The sequence below is a fragment of the Marinococcus sp. LNHM5E3-2.1 genome (assembly GCF_056034365.1).
In genome coordinates this window covers 60,020-73,893 of record NZ_JBQLIB010000013.1, presented here as the reverse complement: position 1 = coordinate 73,893, position 13,874 = coordinate 60,020, and the positions used below count along the sequence as shown (strand labels likewise).

Below are 13,874 nucleotides of genomic sequence, written 5' to 3'. Positions count from 1 at the left end.
CTGAAATGCCCTAAAAATGTGTTGCTTTTGATTGGGGCTCTGGCTTGTCTTTCCTTTTCAAAGAACGATCTGCCGCTAAATAGCGACTTTTATAATTTATCATTTTTGAATAATGAATGTCAACAACTTTTTGAAGAAGTTTTAATTCGTTATTCTCTTTTCTGTCAGCCGTTTTGGCGACAATTAGTAATATAACATCGGCCTATAAGACCGTCAACCACTTTTGCAAAATAATTTTAAATTAGTTTTTGAGAGAACTTCCTGTGTTCAAAAAGCATACAAAAGCCTTCATCCATTAAAAAGATGAAGGCTTTTAAAACAGCTTACTGTTTGCTCATCTTTGTACATTCCGGGCATGTTCCGTAAATCTCCAGCCGGTGATCTTCAATTTCAAAGCCCGTTACATGTTCAGCTAACGTTTCTACTTCATCCAGGCCCGGATAATGAAAGTCTACAATTTTCCCGCAATCATTACATATTACATGGTAATGATCTGAAGTCACGCAGTCGAATCTGCTTGAGGAGTCCCCGTAGGTTAATTCTTTCACTATACCAGCATCTTTAAAAACCCGAAGATTATTGTAGACTGTGGCTACACTCATGTTCGGAAAACGTTCTTCAAGAGATTTATAGATATCGTCAGCAGTAGGATGGCTCATTGAAGAGTGCAGAAACTCTAAAATAGCATGACGCTGCGGTGTCATCCGAACGTTCGTGCTTTTCAAGACACTTACTGCTTCCTGTAGGCTAGCGCTCGCCATCGTCATGCACCTCTCTTCCTGTAAAACGATTCTTTATTTGTAATTCTTATAATCTATTCTATCGGAACCCCCTGATCCTTGTCAATGAAAGGGGGTCAGCGATTCTCATCTGCTTGGGCTGATTGAAAAAAAGGAAGCATCGATACGTCTAAAAGAAAAGAAGTAAACCTGTTTGAATGTTCGGGCCGTTTTCCTCTGTGTTTTTCGTAAGCCAGGCATATATCCTTTAAATCTGTTTTCAGCTTCGGCACTTCTTCTTCATTCACGCCAAACATAAACGTCGTATTTCCTTTTTTCAAAAAACCGCCGCTGCTCGCAATCTCTGTCATACGGTAGCCTTTATCTTTCATTTCCATCTCTACCTGATCAGTATAAAAATTATCGATAATACAAAGAAGCAGTTTCATCTTTTCACCTGCCTGCTATTTTTTAGAAGATGACAAGAATTCATCAACATACCGGGATACTTCCGCGATATGGTCCTTTACCTTCACTTCGTCCCATACTTTCTGCACGATTCCTTCTGTATCAATAAAAAAGGTGGAACGCACAATTCCAAGGTATTCTTTACCGAAGTTTTTCTTCCATTTCCACACTCCAAAGGCGTTGGCTGCTTCCTGTTCTTCATCAGACAGGAGCGGGAAGGAAAGTTCATGCTTGGCGGTGAAATTTTCGTGTTTTTTCATTGAATCAGGGCTGACCCCAAGTACTTTAACGTTTTTATCATTCAATTCCGGGAGAGCATCCCTGAAATCGCAGGCTTCAGTTGTACATCCAGGCGTGTTATCCTTCGGGTAAAAATACAAAATCACGTTTTGTCCCTGGTAATCACTTAAACGAATATTTTCTCCAGTAGTAGCGGGAAGTTCAAAATCAGGAGCCTGTTTCCCTTCCAGATCTTTTGGATTTACACTGCTTTCTTCTGTACTCATGTCGATCACCTCAGCACTTGTTTTTATCTTATGATATCATGGTTTTTGCTTTTCTTCTCCATGATACAATAGATAAGAAATAGTTGATAGTAAGGAGAGTAAGGAAAATATGTCCTATGAAAAATCAGTCGAACTCTATAACGAAGCCTGCGACTTAATTGTAGGGGGAGTGAACAGCCCCTCCCGCTCTTTCAAAGGTGTCGGGGGCGGCACTCCCGTCTTTATGAAAGAAGGACGCGGCGCCTATTTGTTTGATGAGGATAACAACCGCTACATTGATTACCTCGGAGCCTATGGTCCTATTATTACCGGGCACGGCCATCCGCACATCGCTGAAGCTATCAATGAAGCTGCCCGTACAGGCACGCTGCTCGGCACTCCCACCAAATGGGAAAATATTTTTGCTAAAAAGCTGAAGGAAGCCGTTCCTTCTCTTGAGAAAGTAAGGTTCGTCAATTCGGGCACTGAAGCTGTAATGACCACTATACGTGTAGCCAGAGCCTATACCGGTAAACATAAGATTATTAAATTCGAAGGGTGCTACCACGGCCATTCCGACCTTGTGCTTGTCGCAGCCGGATCCGGCCCATCGACGCTCGGGTCCCCGGACTCTGCGGGCGTGACTCCCAATATTGCCGCAGAAGTCATCACCGTTCCATTTAACGACATTGAAAGCTTCCGCGAAGCCATTAAACGCTGGGGAGACGAGACGGCGGCGGTCCTTATCGAGCCTATCGTGGGAAATTTCGGTCTTGTCGAGCCGGAGCCCGGTTATCTTGAAGAGATCAAAAAACTCACACACGAATCGGACTCTCTTCTTATCTTTGATGAAGTCATTACTGCTTTTCGTTTCACCTACGGTGCTGCCCAAAACATGCTCCAGGTGGAACCGGATATGACCGCCATGGGGAAAATTATAGGAGGCGGTCTGCCGATCGGTGCCTACGGCGGCCGGGTTGATGTCATGGAGCAGGTCGCTCCCCTGGGTCCAGCCTATCAGGCAGGAACAATGTCCGGAAACCCTGCTTCTATGCGTGCCGGCATTGCCTGTCTTGAAGTATTGGAAAAAGACGGAGTGTACGACACGTTAGATCATCTGGGTGAACGCCTTGAAAAAGGTCTCCTCGATCAGGCTGAAAAATACAGCATTCCCGTTACGATCAATCGGTTAAAAGGAATGTTTACCATTTATTTCACAGACGAAACAGTAAAAGACTATAAAGGGGCCGAGCGTTCGAACTTAGAGAGGTTCAGCATCTTTTTTAAAGAAATGCTCGACCGGGGCGTGCACCTCGCTCCTTCAAAATACGAAGCCTGGTTTCTCACCACTGAACACAGTATAGGCGACATAGAAAAAACGCTGGAAGCTTCGGACCAGGCCTTCGCAGCCTTAAGCAGCTACATTCACTAAGTTCAATACAGAAAGGAATACAATCCGTTATGAAGCTGGGAGCCAGAATTTTCAAGACCGGTCTTGCGATCGTTCTCGCTATATACGCAGCATCTTGGATTGGATTGAATCCTCCTTTTTTCGCAGCTATCGCCGCTACTTTCGCTATTCAACCGTCCATATCCCGCACATTCCAGACAATGCTCGACCAGCTTCAGGCTAATATTATCGGAGCTGGCACAGCTATTGTTATGGTACTTGCCTTCGGACACGATCCGGTAATTATCGGCGTCACGGTGATGATTATTATTGCAGGCATTTTAGGCTTGAAGCTGGATGCCTCCACCATTCCGATTGCTGTTGTGACAGTCATCATTATCATGGGAAGGCCCGGAGACGGCAATTTTATTTTATTTGCCTCAGAGCGGTTTGCTTTAATAATGCTCGGGATTCTTGCGTCTTTTTTGGTCAACATGCTGTTTCTGCCGCCAAAGCATGAAACTAAGCTGTATCAGCAGATCCGGGACGTAACCCAGGATACTATTCAGTGGATCCGGCTGCTTGGAAGGCACGAAACTAACCGTCAGACGCTGCGGAAAGACCTTTCCTCTCTTAAAGACCAGACCGTTTCCATCGAAAACCTGTACCTTTTGTTTAAAGAGGAACGAGTGTATACAAAAAAAGCCCGGCTCACCAGGGACCGGCGCGTTGTTCTTTTTAAACAGATGATCGCTTCGATGAATAAAATCGTGACCATCCTGCGCACTCTTGATAAATTTGAAAACGATATGCAGCACACGCCTTCAGACATGCAGGAAGCCATACGCAATCAGCTTGATCATCTTATGGATTATCATGACAGAATTCTTCAGCGCTATGTAGGCAAGGTGACCACTCATCTTACCGAGGAGATGGCCGAAGAGGTCGATGAGGGCAGAGCGTCTTTGACAGATCAGCTCATGGAAATGTATGAGCAGCAAAACATTGACCGTTCGGAATGGCTTCATCTGCTTCCTATTGTTGCACATATCGTCGAGTATAATGAGCAGCTTGAACATCTCGACCGGCTTGTCGAGACCTATTTCCGCTATCACAGCAGTGAAGATTTCTTCGCTATTGAAAACTAAAAGGAGGACTCCCAGCACGGGCGCCCTCCTTTTTTATTTATAAGTTTTCACTGATCTCCATCAGGTATTCTGCTAAAGCCTCAAGGCCTTTGTCGTAGTTTTCCAGATGAAAATGTTCATTCGGTGCATGGAAGTTTTCGGTTGGAAGACCGAACCCCATCAACGCTACCGGCACGTTTAACGTTTGGGAGAACGTTTCAATGACAGGCACAGATCCTCCCATTCGCGTATATGCTGCTGTTGTACCGTACGCTGTTTCAAGCGCCCTCCCGGCTGCCTGGATGGCCGGATGGTCAAACGGGGTAACAAATGGCCGGCCTTTATCAAACGGAGTCACCTCCACCTCTACGCCTTCCGGGGTCTTTTGCTGAACATGAGCTTTCAGCTTTTCAACAATCTCATCCGGGTCCTGGTCAGGCACGAGCCGGCACGTAATCTTAGCTGAAGCAGCAGAAGGCAGTACCGTTTTGATACCTTCCCCCTGAAAGCCTCCGTGCATACCATTAATTTCAAGCGTCGGCCGGGCCCACGTTCTCTCCAGAAATGAAAACCCTTCTTCGCCGAACAGCTCCGGTACGTTTAATTCTTCCCTTGTATTTTCTTCGTCATACGAAAGCTCCGCATACGCCCGGCGTTCCTGCTCCGTAAGCGAAAGAACCCGGTCGTAAAAACCATCGACGGTAATACGGCCTCTGTTGTCATGCATAGACGCAAGTATGTCAGCCAGGGCATGAAGCGGATTTGCGACTCCGCCTCCGTACAGACCGGAGTGCAGGTCTCCTTTTGGCCCCCTCACATCAATTTGAATACCAGCCAGACCCCGCAGTCCATAGCAGACTGTGGGACGGCCTTTTTCAAGCATCGGCGTATCGGAAACCAGCAGTACATCTCCCTGCAGCAGTTCACGGTGCTTTTCTACAAACTCATCCAGATTGGGACTGCCAACCTCTTCTTCTCCTTCAATACAGAACTTTACATTCACTGGGAGCTCTCCTTTGGTCTGCATGAAGGCTTCAATCGTTTTAAGATGCATAAACACCTGGCCTTTATCATCCGTGGCCCCACGGGCATAGATTTTTTCGTCCCGTATCTCCGGCTCAAACGGCGGTGTTTCCCACAGCTCAACCGGATCGGCCGGCTGCACGTCATAATGGCCATAAAATAGGACTGTAGGCTTCCCCGGGGCGTGCATCCAATCCCCGTACACGACCGGGTGACCGCCTGTTTCCATTACAGCCGTGTTTTCCAGACCGGCTGCCTGCATACTTCTCTCTACCCAGGAGGCCGCAGCCCCCATATCGGGTTTGTGGTTAGGGTCTGCGCTAATACTTGGTATCGATAAAAATTCTTGCAGCTGGTTCAAGTGGCTGCTTCGATGATATTTGAAATACTTTTTGACTTCTTCCATGGTTGCCCTCCCTGCTTTTCAATTACACATGCTGAACGTCAAACAGCCTCTGGTAAGAGCCTTCTGCCATCATTAACTGCTCGTGGCTGCCTGATTCCACTACACGGCCGTCTTCGATTACGACAATCCGGTCCGCATGGGTGATCGTTGAAAGCCTGTGCGCTACAATAAAAGTCGTTCTGTCACGTGCAAGCCGCTCCATCGCTTCCTGGATATAATGCTCACTTTCCAGGTCCAGCGCTGAAGTGGCTTCATCGAATACAAGTATTGATGGGTTTTTCAAAAACACACGGGCAATAGCAATCCGCTGCTTCTGTCCGCCGGAAAGCTTCACGCCCCGTTCTCCGACCGGGGTATCATAGGCGAGCGGCAGTTCGTTAATAAAAACCTCTGCATTAGCCATACGAGCTGCCTGTATGACTTCCTCATCCGTGGCTTCCGGTTTTCCCATCCGGATATTTTCTTTCACCGATTCGCTGAATAAAATATTGTCCTGCAGCACCATGCCGATATGATCCCGGAGTGTGCGCACTTCATAGTCCCGCACGTCTTTTCCGTCAAGAAGCAGAGCACCGCCGCTTACATCATAAAACCGCGGAAGGAGACTGACGATCGTACTCTTACCGCCGCCGCTCATGCCAACCAGTGCGATAGTTTCCCCCGGTCTCACATGCAGATCAACATCTTTTAATACATCGTTAGTATCCTCTTCGTATTTAAACCATACGTGGTCAAACCTAATGTCGCCTTTGACGTGCTTCACCGGCACCGCTGTTTCTTTATCGGTAATATCGTATTTTTCATCAATAAATTCAAACACCCGGTCCATTGAAGCAATCGACTGCACGAGGGTGGTAGATGAATTCACCAGACGCCGCAGCGGACTGTAAAGCCTCTCCATGTAAGAGGTGAACGCCACCATCTCCCCGACGGATAAATTTCCGTATAATACAGCCAGGCCGGCCGCCAGGATAACTACCAGCGGCGCTACATCTGTCACGGTATTAACGGCAGCAAATGTTTTAGCATTCCAGCGCGTGTGGTCCACTGCCCGATCCAGGAACTGCCGGTTTCTCGTATCGAACTGTCCCTGCTCATGATTTTCGAGCGCAAAGCTCCGGATGACGCTCATTCCCTGCACCCGTTCATGCAGATGGCCCTGCACGTTTGCAAGAGCCTGCGACCTTGCTTTTGTTAAATCCCGCAGCCTTGAATAAAAATATTTGATGAAAAAGGCATAAATGGGCAAAAACAACATCGCCACCAGCGTTAATTCCACGTCCATCGTAAACATAATAATCAGTGCAATAATAATAGTCGCGAGATCAAGCCATATGTTCATCAGGCCGGTAATGACGAAGTCCTTGGTCAGCTCAACATCGTTGATCACCCGAGAAATGATTTCGCCCGCCTTGCGGTTGGAATAAAAACGCAGGCTCAGTTTCTGGATGTGGCTGAATAATTGATCACGGATATCATACAAAATTTTATTTCCCGTCCACTGGGCAAAGTACTGCCGGTAGTATTCAATCGGCGGACGAACGATAATAAAAAGCACAACCGCTCCGCCTGCCAGCCAGGCGAGCACTCGTGCTTTCTCAGCTGTTGCCATGCCATCGGCCAACAGCACATGGTCTATAATATAAGCAAGTATGAGCGGCGTTAAAAGCGGCAGACCGAATTTAAAAATGCCAATAATCACTGTCACCGCAATTATTTTATTGTACGGCCGCACAAACTGCATGTAGCGTTTAATACTGCCCATCTTTTTCACCTCTTATCGAAAAAACAAAAAACGCTCATACCACTGTTCGATAAATTGAGAGTTAAATGGGCCTTTTCTCTGGCAGATCCAATTCTGCAGTTCCCGAATACTCGTCTCCATCTTTTCATCTATCTGCGCAGGGTAATTCATTTCTTTTTTATGCTGGGCATACTCGTCCTCGTCCAGTAAATTGTAGGTCATGTCCGGAAAAACTTTAATATCCAGATCATAATCGATATATTTAAGAGCTTCACTATCATAGACAAACGGGGTGCCAAGATTACAATAATAATGCACTCCGTCCGACCGGATCATGCCGATAACGTTGAACCATTTTTCGGCATGAAAATAACAAATAGCAGGCTCTCTCGTTCTCCAGACTCTCCCGTCCGATTCGTGAACCAGAATACGATCGTTCCCGCCAATAACTTCTCTGCTTGTGCCTTTCAGTATTAATGTCTCTTCCCATACACGGTGGAGCGATCCGTTATGCTTATAACTCTGCACCTGGATAGGCTTACCTGTTTCCGGGAAGCTTGCGGCGATTTCGTTACGCTCGGCCAATGTGTCCCGCCTCCCTTCTTCTGCAATTTTTGCTGCCTTCTTTTTTCTATCACTTTCCATTATACATTTCTTCTGTCGATCTGAAAAACTGTTAGGATAAAAGGGCAGGCAAAAAACTATTATGTGCAAAACGAAAGGAGACGATTTTTTTGAAAGCAGTCGTTTACCATGAACAGGGAACGCCGGATGTACTCACCATGGAAGAAGTGGATAAACCCGATATTCAGCCGGATGAAGTACTCATACAGGTGAAAGCGGTAGGCCTCAATCCCGTTGATACGTATTTTCGCTCCGGCAAACGCCCCGTTTCTTCTTTCCCGGCTATTCCTCATTTTGATGCTGCCGGAATCGTCGAAAAAGTCGGCAGCAGTGCAGGAAATTTCCAGCCGGGGGACAGGGTATGGGGCACAAACATTCCAGGTGCCGCCGCCGAGTGGGCAGCCGCCCCGGCTTCAAACATTTTTCCCCTTCCAAAAGCTATGAGCTATACCGAAGGAGCTTCTCTTGGAATTCCCGCCCTTACTGCTCATATGGCCTTATTTTTCCGGGCAGCGCTTCAGCCTGAAGAAACCGTGCTTATTTACGGCGGGGCCGGGGCGGTCGGTCATGCCGCTATTCAGCTGGCCAAGCATCATAATGCCTTTGTCATCACTACAGCAAGCAGCACTGAAAAACACGAAGCCGCACGCCGCGCCGGTGCTGATGTCGTTTTGAACCTAAATGATGAAAGCTGGAAGGAGGATTTTGCTTCAGCTACAGGACAGCCCGGCGCTGATGTTATTCTTGATATGTCCTTCAGCGAAAATGCCGATACAGATTTGCAGATTCTCTCTCCCGGAGGACGAATCGTTGCGGTCGGCTCCCCGGTGAATACTATGCCGTCTTTTCCGTGGCAGCTTTTAAACAAAAAATATGCTTCCATCCTCGGCATTCTGCTTTTCACAGCTCCTGTTCCGGCGCTGCAGGAAGCAGCTTCCGGAGTACAACAGGCTTATGAAAAAGGAGTCTTTTCCCCGCACGTAGCCCGTACCTACTCTATGGATGAAGCTGCCCAGGCTCACAAAGATTTGGAAAACAAGCGTTACTCCGGCAACCTTGTGCTTACTGTTTCTGAATAAACATAAAACCGGAGGCTGCGGCCTCCGGTTTTATATATTCATCCGGGACTGGCCGCCGTCAGCAGTAAGCGTTGTGCCAACAAGCCATCGTGCCTCCTTCGAAGCGAGAAACAACGCTGCGTCTGCCACTTCCTCCACATTACCGAATCTTCCGGCGGGGATATTCTGTTCCACAAACCGCTCCATCGCTTCTGGATTTTCATCTATCCGCTTTTGCCAATTACCGGTAGGATGCAGAATGGACCCCGGAGCAATTGAATTAACCCGCACCCCGTCCTGTATCCACTCGTTACCTGCTGCTTTTGTGAAGCTGATCAGCGCCGCTTTGGCGTTGTTATACGTAGCTTTTCCGCCAGCTTCCTTTCCAAAGATCGATGTGATATTAATAACTGCTCCGCCGCGTTCCTTCATCTGCTCATATGCCATTTTACTAAAGTGTACAGCCTGGAAGTAATTTGTTTCCATCGCCTGTGTAAACTCTTCCATAGAAGTATCCGCAATTTTTCCACCGCTGCTTCCCCCGGCATTGTTTACAAGTACGTCAATACCTCCAAACGCTTCGATAAACCGTTGAAAGGTTTTTTGCCTCTCTTTATCTACAGTGACATCGCAGACGTAGGTCTCAATGTCTCCTATCTCTTCTTTGGCAGCTTTTAGATATTCTTCAGAACGAGCCAAGATACCAACGTCGGCTCCCTGGCTGTAAAATGCCCGGGCAATGCCTTTTCCTATTCCTTTGGAACCGCCTGTAATCAATACTTTTTTCCCCTCAAAAGCTTTGCTCATTTTAACTCCATCCTTTCAACCAGCGTATTATATATTTTTTGGTGGGCCACGGGTAACGCGTAGTTCGATACGTCCTTCAGCGAAACCCACTTCCAATCCTCCGGCAGAGCGCTTTTTTCCGCCTGCCCCTCATATACGTGCACATTCCAGATCAAATGTGAAAATGTTTGTTCCACACGCTGTACAGGACGCTCAATTTCGGGGGTTATGAATGCATCTGCCTCAAGGTAAGCACCTATTTCTTTGGCACGCTCCGCTTCATTTTCCACTGCTGTGTTCGGAAATTCCCACAGTCTTGCCAGAAGACCTTTATCCGGACGCTGATGAATTAATAATTCCCCTTCATCGTTCCAAATAATCGCTGCTGCCATTTCCTGCTTTCTCGGGGCCTTTTTCTTTTCTTTTACCGGCAGTTCTTCCTGCACCCCTGCTGCTCTTGCTTTACAGTGTTCCTGCACTGGGCACAGCAGACATCCCGGCGAGGTGGGCGTACAAATAAGAGCACCAAGCTCCATCACTGCCTGATTAAAATCTGATGGCGAGGTAAGCGGCAGAATTTCGCCAAGCACTGCTTCAAAAGTACTTTTTGTGGACTGCTTGCCGATGTCTTCATACAAACACAGCAGCCTCGAAAACACGCGCATTACGTTCCCATCCACTGCCGGCTCCGGTTTATCAAAAGCAATACTGAGTACTGCTCCTGCTGTATAGGGACCGACGCCCTTTAACGACCGAAACTCTTTTTTTCCACTCGGAACCTCTCCACCGTATTCTTCAGCTACTTCCTTGACCGCCTGGTGCAGGTTCCTCGCCCGTGAATAATAACCGAGGCCTTCCCACTTCTTCATCACCTGATCTTCTTCAGCTTCTGCCAGAGCTTCAATAGTGGGAAAAGCTTCTAAAAAACGGTAGTAATATGGAATGACTGTATCGACTTTTGTCTGTTGAAGCATAATTTCTGAAATCCATATGTGATAAGGATCTGCGCTCCTTCGCCAGGGCAGGTCTCTTTTTTGATGCCGGTACCAGTCGACTAGATCCTGCTGAAACTGTTCCGGCGAAAAATTCTCCAATAGTGGATGCATAGCAATTCACTCTTTCTCTTTATGTTGGTTATCGTAAGGTCCTTTTTTCTCAAAACACCAGCAGTGGACTTTTTTTATTCCCCCGGGGACGAATTTATCAAGGCGGCCATATATTTCTTCATCTGTCTCTGTTCGTTTTGTTTTCAGAGCTTGGTACTGTTCGGATGTATTAACTGCAAACATTTCTACAAATAATGCTCCCTGATCCACAGACTCAAACCATTCATAATTGTTCAACTGCTCGTTGAGCATAGCTGAAGAAATTTCTTTCATTGCTTTTAAAAATTCAGTTCTTTTATCTTCTAAAATCCGGTATTCCATAAAAACGACGTATTTCTGCGGATTCATACAATTCTCCTTTTTGAAATAAACTGTTTAGGGTATCATGAAACTACGCTGGTACAGTCTGTGCTTGTATGATGCCACAGGCTTTTTTTGTTTCAGCATGCCATAAATTAAAGGTGGTGCCAATGGATACAGCAACTCACACTGTGATGGGGATCGGCCTGGGCGGTCTTGCTACCATTGATCCTTCTATTTCATCTGAAGGCGGAGCAATGGGTACAATCCTGATCGCAACAATTATAGGGTCACAGGCCCCTGATTTTGATACCGTATTAAAACTGAAAAATAACGCCGTCTATATCCGCTACCACCGCGGCCCGACACACTCCATACCCGCCGTTTTAATCTGGCCGGTGCTGTTGGCAGCTATTATATATATGTTTTCCCCGGACGTTGCTTTTTCACATTTATGGCTCTGGTCCTTTATCGCTGTCGCTCTTCACGTTTTTGTGGATATTTTTAATGCTTACGGCACCCAGGCGCTGTCCCCGTTTACGAAACGATGGATAGCGCTCGGCGTGATTAATATTTTTGATTCGGTAATCTTTTTCTCCCACCTCTTTGTATTTATTCTGTGGTGGTTCGATGTACCGATAGCAGCCTCAATGATTGTCTTATATATCTTTTTGTTTTTTTACTATTTATGGCGGTTCCAGGCCCGAAACATTGTTTTGCAAAGAGCCCGCCGCCTGCACCCGGATGCCACACATCTGTTTATTTCGCCGACTTACAACTGGTACCGATGGCACCTAGTTATCCGTACGCCGCACAAGTTATTCGTTACCAATTACCGGAATGGACGCCTCCGCTACTTTGAAACGTACCCATTCGAGCCAATTCCCGACGACCCTGTTATCAATGCGGCCAGAGACGACCGGAACCTTGCTTCTTTTCTATCCTTCTCCCCTACGTACCGCTGGATCGTCCGAAGCACAGACGAGGGATATGAAGTGAAATTCATTGACCTGCGCTACCGTAGTAAAGGATACTATCCGTTTGTCGCGGTCGTTCAACTGAACGAGGAGCTGGAGATTATGACTTCCTATACCGGCTGGATTTTCAGTGATGACACCCTTTACAAAAAACTCGACAAAGGCCGGGATTTTTCCTATTATACTCAATAATAAAGAGTACGGAGCCGCTCTCCGTACTCTTTACTTATATCTAATTAATACCAAAAAACTTTTCGTTTGTCGCTTCATAGCGGTGCAGGTGCGGTCCATACTGCCGGACCCATTTCTCCACAATCTGCCCGGTTACTTCTTCACCTTTGTACGAACGGCCCGCCTTCGCCTGAGTGGATTCAAAGTCTTCCCATAAAAAGTCCACCCATTCCCGGGCTTTTTCATCTGTTAACTGAGTGTTGACTGAAAGAAGAAGTTCCAATAAATAATTTTTCTGGTTTTCCATTCCGCTCGTGCCTCCATTCTTTATTTTTCGACCAACAGGGAGAACGGCAGTGCTTCGATCTGGCTTGAATTATTTCGGTAGCCCCAGGCGAACACGCCATTAATAAATTCTATTTCAAAAGTGGATCCTTCCTGAGCGATCCGGTAGGTTTTCCCCGGCTGATAGTCCGCTGGGTCAAGCATATACGTTTTCGCCATTGCGATTTTACGCTCATAAACCGCAAATTCATTTCCTCGTCCCATCTGTTCCGCTTTTTTGGATTTTTCGTTTAAGCTTGCTATTTCCTGTTCAAGCTCATACCTGCTCATCTGGCTGTATCTTTTTTCCATTCCCATGTTCAGACTCCTCTCTCTTTTCATCTAAAAACCGCTGAATATGCTCCATCGGGAATTGTTTCCGGTACAGGTATTCTTTAATTTTCTGTTCAAGCTGGCGGCCTTCAAGCCTGCCTTCCCATTTTCGGTAAATTTTTTCTCCCTGCACGAGCACCGAATTCCACTCATCTTCCTCTGAAGGAGCAAAATCCGCTTCTTTTACAGCGGCTGAAGCTGTTTCATGATCATATCCTTTTCGGAGCAGCATTTGCAACAAACGCTGTTTCACCGCACCGCCCGATTCGCCTTTTTTCTGACGCCCTTTTTTCTCCGCTGCGGTCACAGCCCGGTCGAGAGCCAGTTCATCAGTCAGCGTCTTCATCGCCTCGGAAACGTAAGTCTCCGCCACGCCCTTTTTCTCCAGGTCCATTCTAATGACCTTCGGCCCTTTATCGGTCGTATTAATTTTTGTGCGCACGAACGCTTTGGCAAATTCCCGGTCATTTAAGAATTTATATTCCTTCGCTTTGTCGACCGCCTTCGATGCAGAAGCCTCTGTGAACTCTTTTTCTATTAAATGATCATATACTTCTTTTTCCGTCCGCATCACACTCGATAAGTAATGCAGCGCCCGGTTCCAGGCCTTACGTTCATGATCGTCCTCAATCAGAAGCTCAAGTTCTTTTTCCGTCAGTTCTTTTCCCTTTTTGAGATCCCACTGCACCAAAACGGCTTCATCCACACCGGTCGTGAATGCTTCCCGGCCTGTCCGATCGGTAAAAATGCTGTATCGCTCGGGGTTATTTTTCTGCACTTCAATTTTTGTAATTTTCACAAAGGCCCTCTCCTTTTGCATAGTGGAAAATGAT

General features: G+C 46.8%; 17 protein-coding genes. 5 read left to right on the top strand and 12 right to left on the bottom strand.

Annotation, left to right across the window (positions count from 1 at the left end):
- Positions 1 to 195: hypothetical protein (locus ACTRXH_RS13480; RefSeq protein ID WP_474282587.1), on the top strand; the 195-nt coding region annotated here is incomplete at its 5' end.
- A 128-nt stretch (positions 196 to 323) separates the two neighbouring features.
- Here ACTRXH_RS13480 and perR read toward each other — a convergent pair.
- From perR to bcp, 3 genes are all read right to left on the bottom strand, one after another.
- Positions 324 to 761 carry a peroxide-responsive transcriptional repressor PerR gene (gene perR / locus ACTRXH_RS13475; protein ID WP_322526179.1) on the bottom strand — a complete coding sequence of 146 codons (438 nt, stop codon included), beginning with the start codon at positions 759 to 761 and terminating at the stop codon, positions 324 to 326.
- Positions 762 to 856: 95 nt separating this feature from the next.
- Positions 857 to 1,168 (bottom strand): cyclic-di-AMP receptor, encoded by a 312-nt coding sequence (locus ACTRXH_RS13470; RefSeq protein ID WP_462864827.1) that lies wholly within the window; start codon positions 1,166 to 1,168, stop codon positions 857 to 859.
- 15 nt (positions 1,169 to 1,183) lie between these two features.
- A complete protein-coding gene (gene bcp, locus ACTRXH_RS13465; RefSeq protein ID WP_474263583.1) occupies positions 1,184 to 1,693 on the bottom strand; it encodes a thioredoxin-dependent thiol peroxidase in 510 nt (169 codons plus the stop codon).
- A 109-nt stretch (positions 1,694 to 1,802) separates the two neighbouring features.
- On the opposite strand from bcp, the gene ACTRXH_RS13460 reads away from it, so the two are divergent.
- Both ACTRXH_RS13460 and ACTRXH_RS13455 read left to right on the top strand, forming a co-directional pair.
- Positions 1,803 to 3,104, top strand: coding sequence for a glutamate-1-semialdehyde 2,1-aminomutase (locus tag ACTRXH_RS13460; protein ID WP_474282585.1), 1,302 nt, complete (start codon positions 1,803 to 1,805; stop codon positions 3,102 to 3,104).
- A gap of 29 nt (positions 3,105 to 3,133) precedes the next feature.
- Complete coding sequence (locus ACTRXH_RS13455) at positions 3,134 to 4,210, top strand: FUSC family protein (protein ID WP_322525953.1); 1,077 nt, start codon at positions 3,134 to 3,136, stop codon at positions 4,208 to 4,210.
- Positions 4,211 to 4,247: 37 nt separating this feature from the next.
- Here the strand turns inward: ACTRXH_RS13455 and ACTRXH_RS13450 are convergent, their stop codons facing one another.
- The 3 genes from ACTRXH_RS13450 to ntdP are packed head-to-tail and all read right to left on the bottom strand — an operon-like array spanning position 4,248 to position 8,007.
- Positions 4,248 to 5,618, bottom strand: coding sequence for a dipeptidase (locus tag ACTRXH_RS13450; protein WP_474282583.1), 1,371 nt, complete (start codon positions 5,616 to 5,618; stop codon positions 4,248 to 4,250).
- Positions 5,619 to 5,640: 22 nt separating this feature from the next.
- Positions 5,641 to 7,383, bottom strand: a complete 1,743-nt coding sequence (locus tag ACTRXH_RS13445; RefSeq protein ID WP_474263576.1) for an ABC transporter ATP-binding protein — start codon at positions 7,381 to 7,383, stop codon at positions 5,641 to 5,643.
- Positions 7,384 to 7,395: 12 nt separating this feature from the next.
- A complete protein-coding gene (gene ntdP, locus ACTRXH_RS13440; protein WP_474263574.1) occupies positions 7,396 to 8,007 on the bottom strand; it encodes a nucleoside tri-diphosphate phosphatase in 612 nt (203 codons plus the stop codon).
- An 89-nt stretch (positions 8,008 to 8,096) separates the two neighbouring features.
- On the opposite strand from ntdP, the gene ACTRXH_RS13435 reads away from it, so the two are divergent.
- On the top strand, positions 8,097 to 9,065 hold the full coding sequence (locus ACTRXH_RS13435) for an NADPH:quinone reductase (protein ID WP_474282581.1): 969 nt from the start codon (positions 8,097 to 8,099) through the stop codon (positions 9,063 to 9,065).
- Between the two features lie 30 nt (positions 9,066 to 9,095).
- Here ACTRXH_RS13435 and ACTRXH_RS13430 read toward each other — a convergent pair whose 3' ends face one another.
- The 3 genes from ACTRXH_RS13430 to ACTRXH_RS13420 are packed head-to-tail and all read right to left on the bottom strand — an operon-like array spanning position 9,096 to position 11,284.
- Entirely contained in the window at positions 9,096 to 9,851 is a 756-nt protein-coding gene (locus ACTRXH_RS13430) for an SDR family NAD(P)-dependent oxidoreductase (RefSeq protein ID WP_474263570.1), read from the bottom strand.
- On the bottom strand, positions 9,848 to 10,936 hold the full coding sequence (mutY, locus tag ACTRXH_RS13425) for an A/G-specific adenine glycosylase (protein WP_474263568.1): 1,089 nt from the start codon (positions 10,934 to 10,936) through the stop codon (positions 9,848 to 9,850). The genes ACTRXH_RS13430 and mutY overlap by 4 nt, the downstream gene beginning before the upstream one ends.
- Before the next feature lie 6 nt (positions 10,937 to 10,942).
- Positions 10,943 to 11,284 (bottom strand): MFS transporter, encoded by a 342-nt coding sequence (locus ACTRXH_RS13420; protein WP_474263566.1) that lies wholly within the window; start codon positions 11,282 to 11,284, stop codon positions 10,943 to 10,945.
- Between the two features lie 122 nt (positions 11,285 to 11,406).
- Between ACTRXH_RS13420 and ACTRXH_RS13415 the strand changes: the two genes are divergently transcribed.
- Entirely contained in the window at positions 11,407 to 12,405 is a 999-nt protein-coding gene (locus tag ACTRXH_RS13415; RefSeq protein WP_474282579.1) for a metal-dependent hydrolase, read from the top strand.
- Positions 12,406 to 12,445: 40 nt separating this feature from the next.
- Here the strand turns inward: ACTRXH_RS13415 and ACTRXH_RS13410 are convergent, their stop codons facing one another.
- Genes ACTRXH_RS13410 through recX form a run of 3 tightly spaced genes read right to left on the bottom strand, consistent with a single transcriptional unit; the run spans position 12,446 to position 13,840 of the window.
- Complete coding sequence (locus ACTRXH_RS13410) at positions 12,446 to 12,691, bottom strand: YfhJ family protein (protein WP_474263562.1); 246 nt, start codon at positions 12,689 to 12,691, stop codon at positions 12,446 to 12,448.
- Positions 12,692 to 12,711: 20 nt separating this feature from the next.
- Positions 12,712 to 13,020: a YfhH family protein gene (locus ACTRXH_RS13405; protein ID WP_322526181.1), complete on the bottom strand. Its 309-nt coding sequence runs from the start codon at positions 13,018 to 13,020 to the stop codon at positions 12,712 to 12,714.
- The gene (gene recX, locus ACTRXH_RS13400; RefSeq protein ID WP_474282577.1) at positions 12,986 to 13,840 is read right to left on the bottom strand and encodes a recombination regulator RecX; all 855 of its coding nucleotides are present in this window, start codon (positions 13,838 to 13,840) and stop codon (positions 12,986 to 12,988) included. Before recX ends, ACTRXH_RS13405 begins: the two co-directional genes overlap by 35 nt.
- Between the last annotated feature and the right edge of the window lie 34 nt (positions 13,841 to 13,874).

What these genes read in the sequence shown, in the direction of transcription:
- perR (WP_322526179.1), bottom strand. Translation starts at nt 761, where the DNA reads ATGGCGAGCGCTAGCCTACAGGAAGCAGTAAGTGTCTTGAAAAGCACG.
- ACTRXH_RS13470 (WP_462864827.1), bottom strand. Translation starts at nt 1,168, where the DNA reads ATGAAACTGCTTCTTTGTATTATCGATAATTTTTATACTGATCAGGTA.
- bcp (WP_474263583.1), bottom strand. Translation starts at nt 1,693, where the DNA reads ATGAGTACAGAAGAAAGCAGTGTAAATCCAAAAGATCTGGAAGGGAAA.
- ACTRXH_RS13460 (WP_474282585.1), top strand. Translation starts at nt 1,803, where the DNA reads ATGTCCTATGAAAAATCAGTCGAACTCTATAACGAAGCCTGCGACTTA.
- ACTRXH_RS13455 (WP_322525953.1), top strand. Translation starts at nt 3,134, where the DNA reads ATGAAGCTGGGAGCCAGAATTTTCAAGACCGGTCTTGCGATCGTTCTC.
- ACTRXH_RS13450 (WP_474282583.1), bottom strand. Translation starts at nt 5,618, where the DNA reads ATGGAAGAAGTCAAAAAGTATTTCAAATATCATCGAAGCAGCCACTTG.
- ACTRXH_RS13445 (WP_474263576.1), bottom strand. Translation starts at nt 7,383, where the DNA reads ATGGGCAGTATTAAACGCTACATGCAGTTTGTGCGGCCGTACAATAAA.
- ntdP (WP_474263574.1), bottom strand. Translation starts at nt 8,007, where the DNA reads ATGGAAAGTGATAGAAAAAAGAAGGCAGCAAAAATTGCAGAAGAAGGG.
- ACTRXH_RS13430 (WP_474263570.1), bottom strand. Translation starts at nt 9,851, where the DNA reads ATGAGCAAAGCTTTTGAGGGGAAAAAAGTATTGATTACAGGCGGTTCC.
- mutY (WP_474263568.1), bottom strand. Translation starts at nt 10,936, where the DNA reads ATGCATCCACTATTGGAGAATTTTTCGCCGGAACAGTTTCAGCAGGAT.
- ACTRXH_RS13420 (WP_474263566.1), bottom strand. Translation starts at nt 11,284, where the DNA reads ATGAATCCGCAGAAATACGTCGTTTTTATGGAATACCGGATTTTAGAA.
- ACTRXH_RS13415 (WP_474282579.1), top strand. Translation starts at nt 11,407, where the DNA reads ATGGATACAGCAACTCACACTGTGATGGGGATCGGCCTGGGCGGTCTT.
- ACTRXH_RS13410 (WP_474263562.1), bottom strand. Translation starts at nt 12,691, where the DNA reads ATGGAAAACCAGAAAAATTATTTATTGGAACTTCTTCTTTCAGTCAAC.
- ACTRXH_RS13405 (WP_322526181.1), bottom strand. Translation starts at nt 13,020, where the DNA reads ATGGAAAAAAGATACAGCCAGATGAGCAGGTATGAGCTTGAACAGGAA.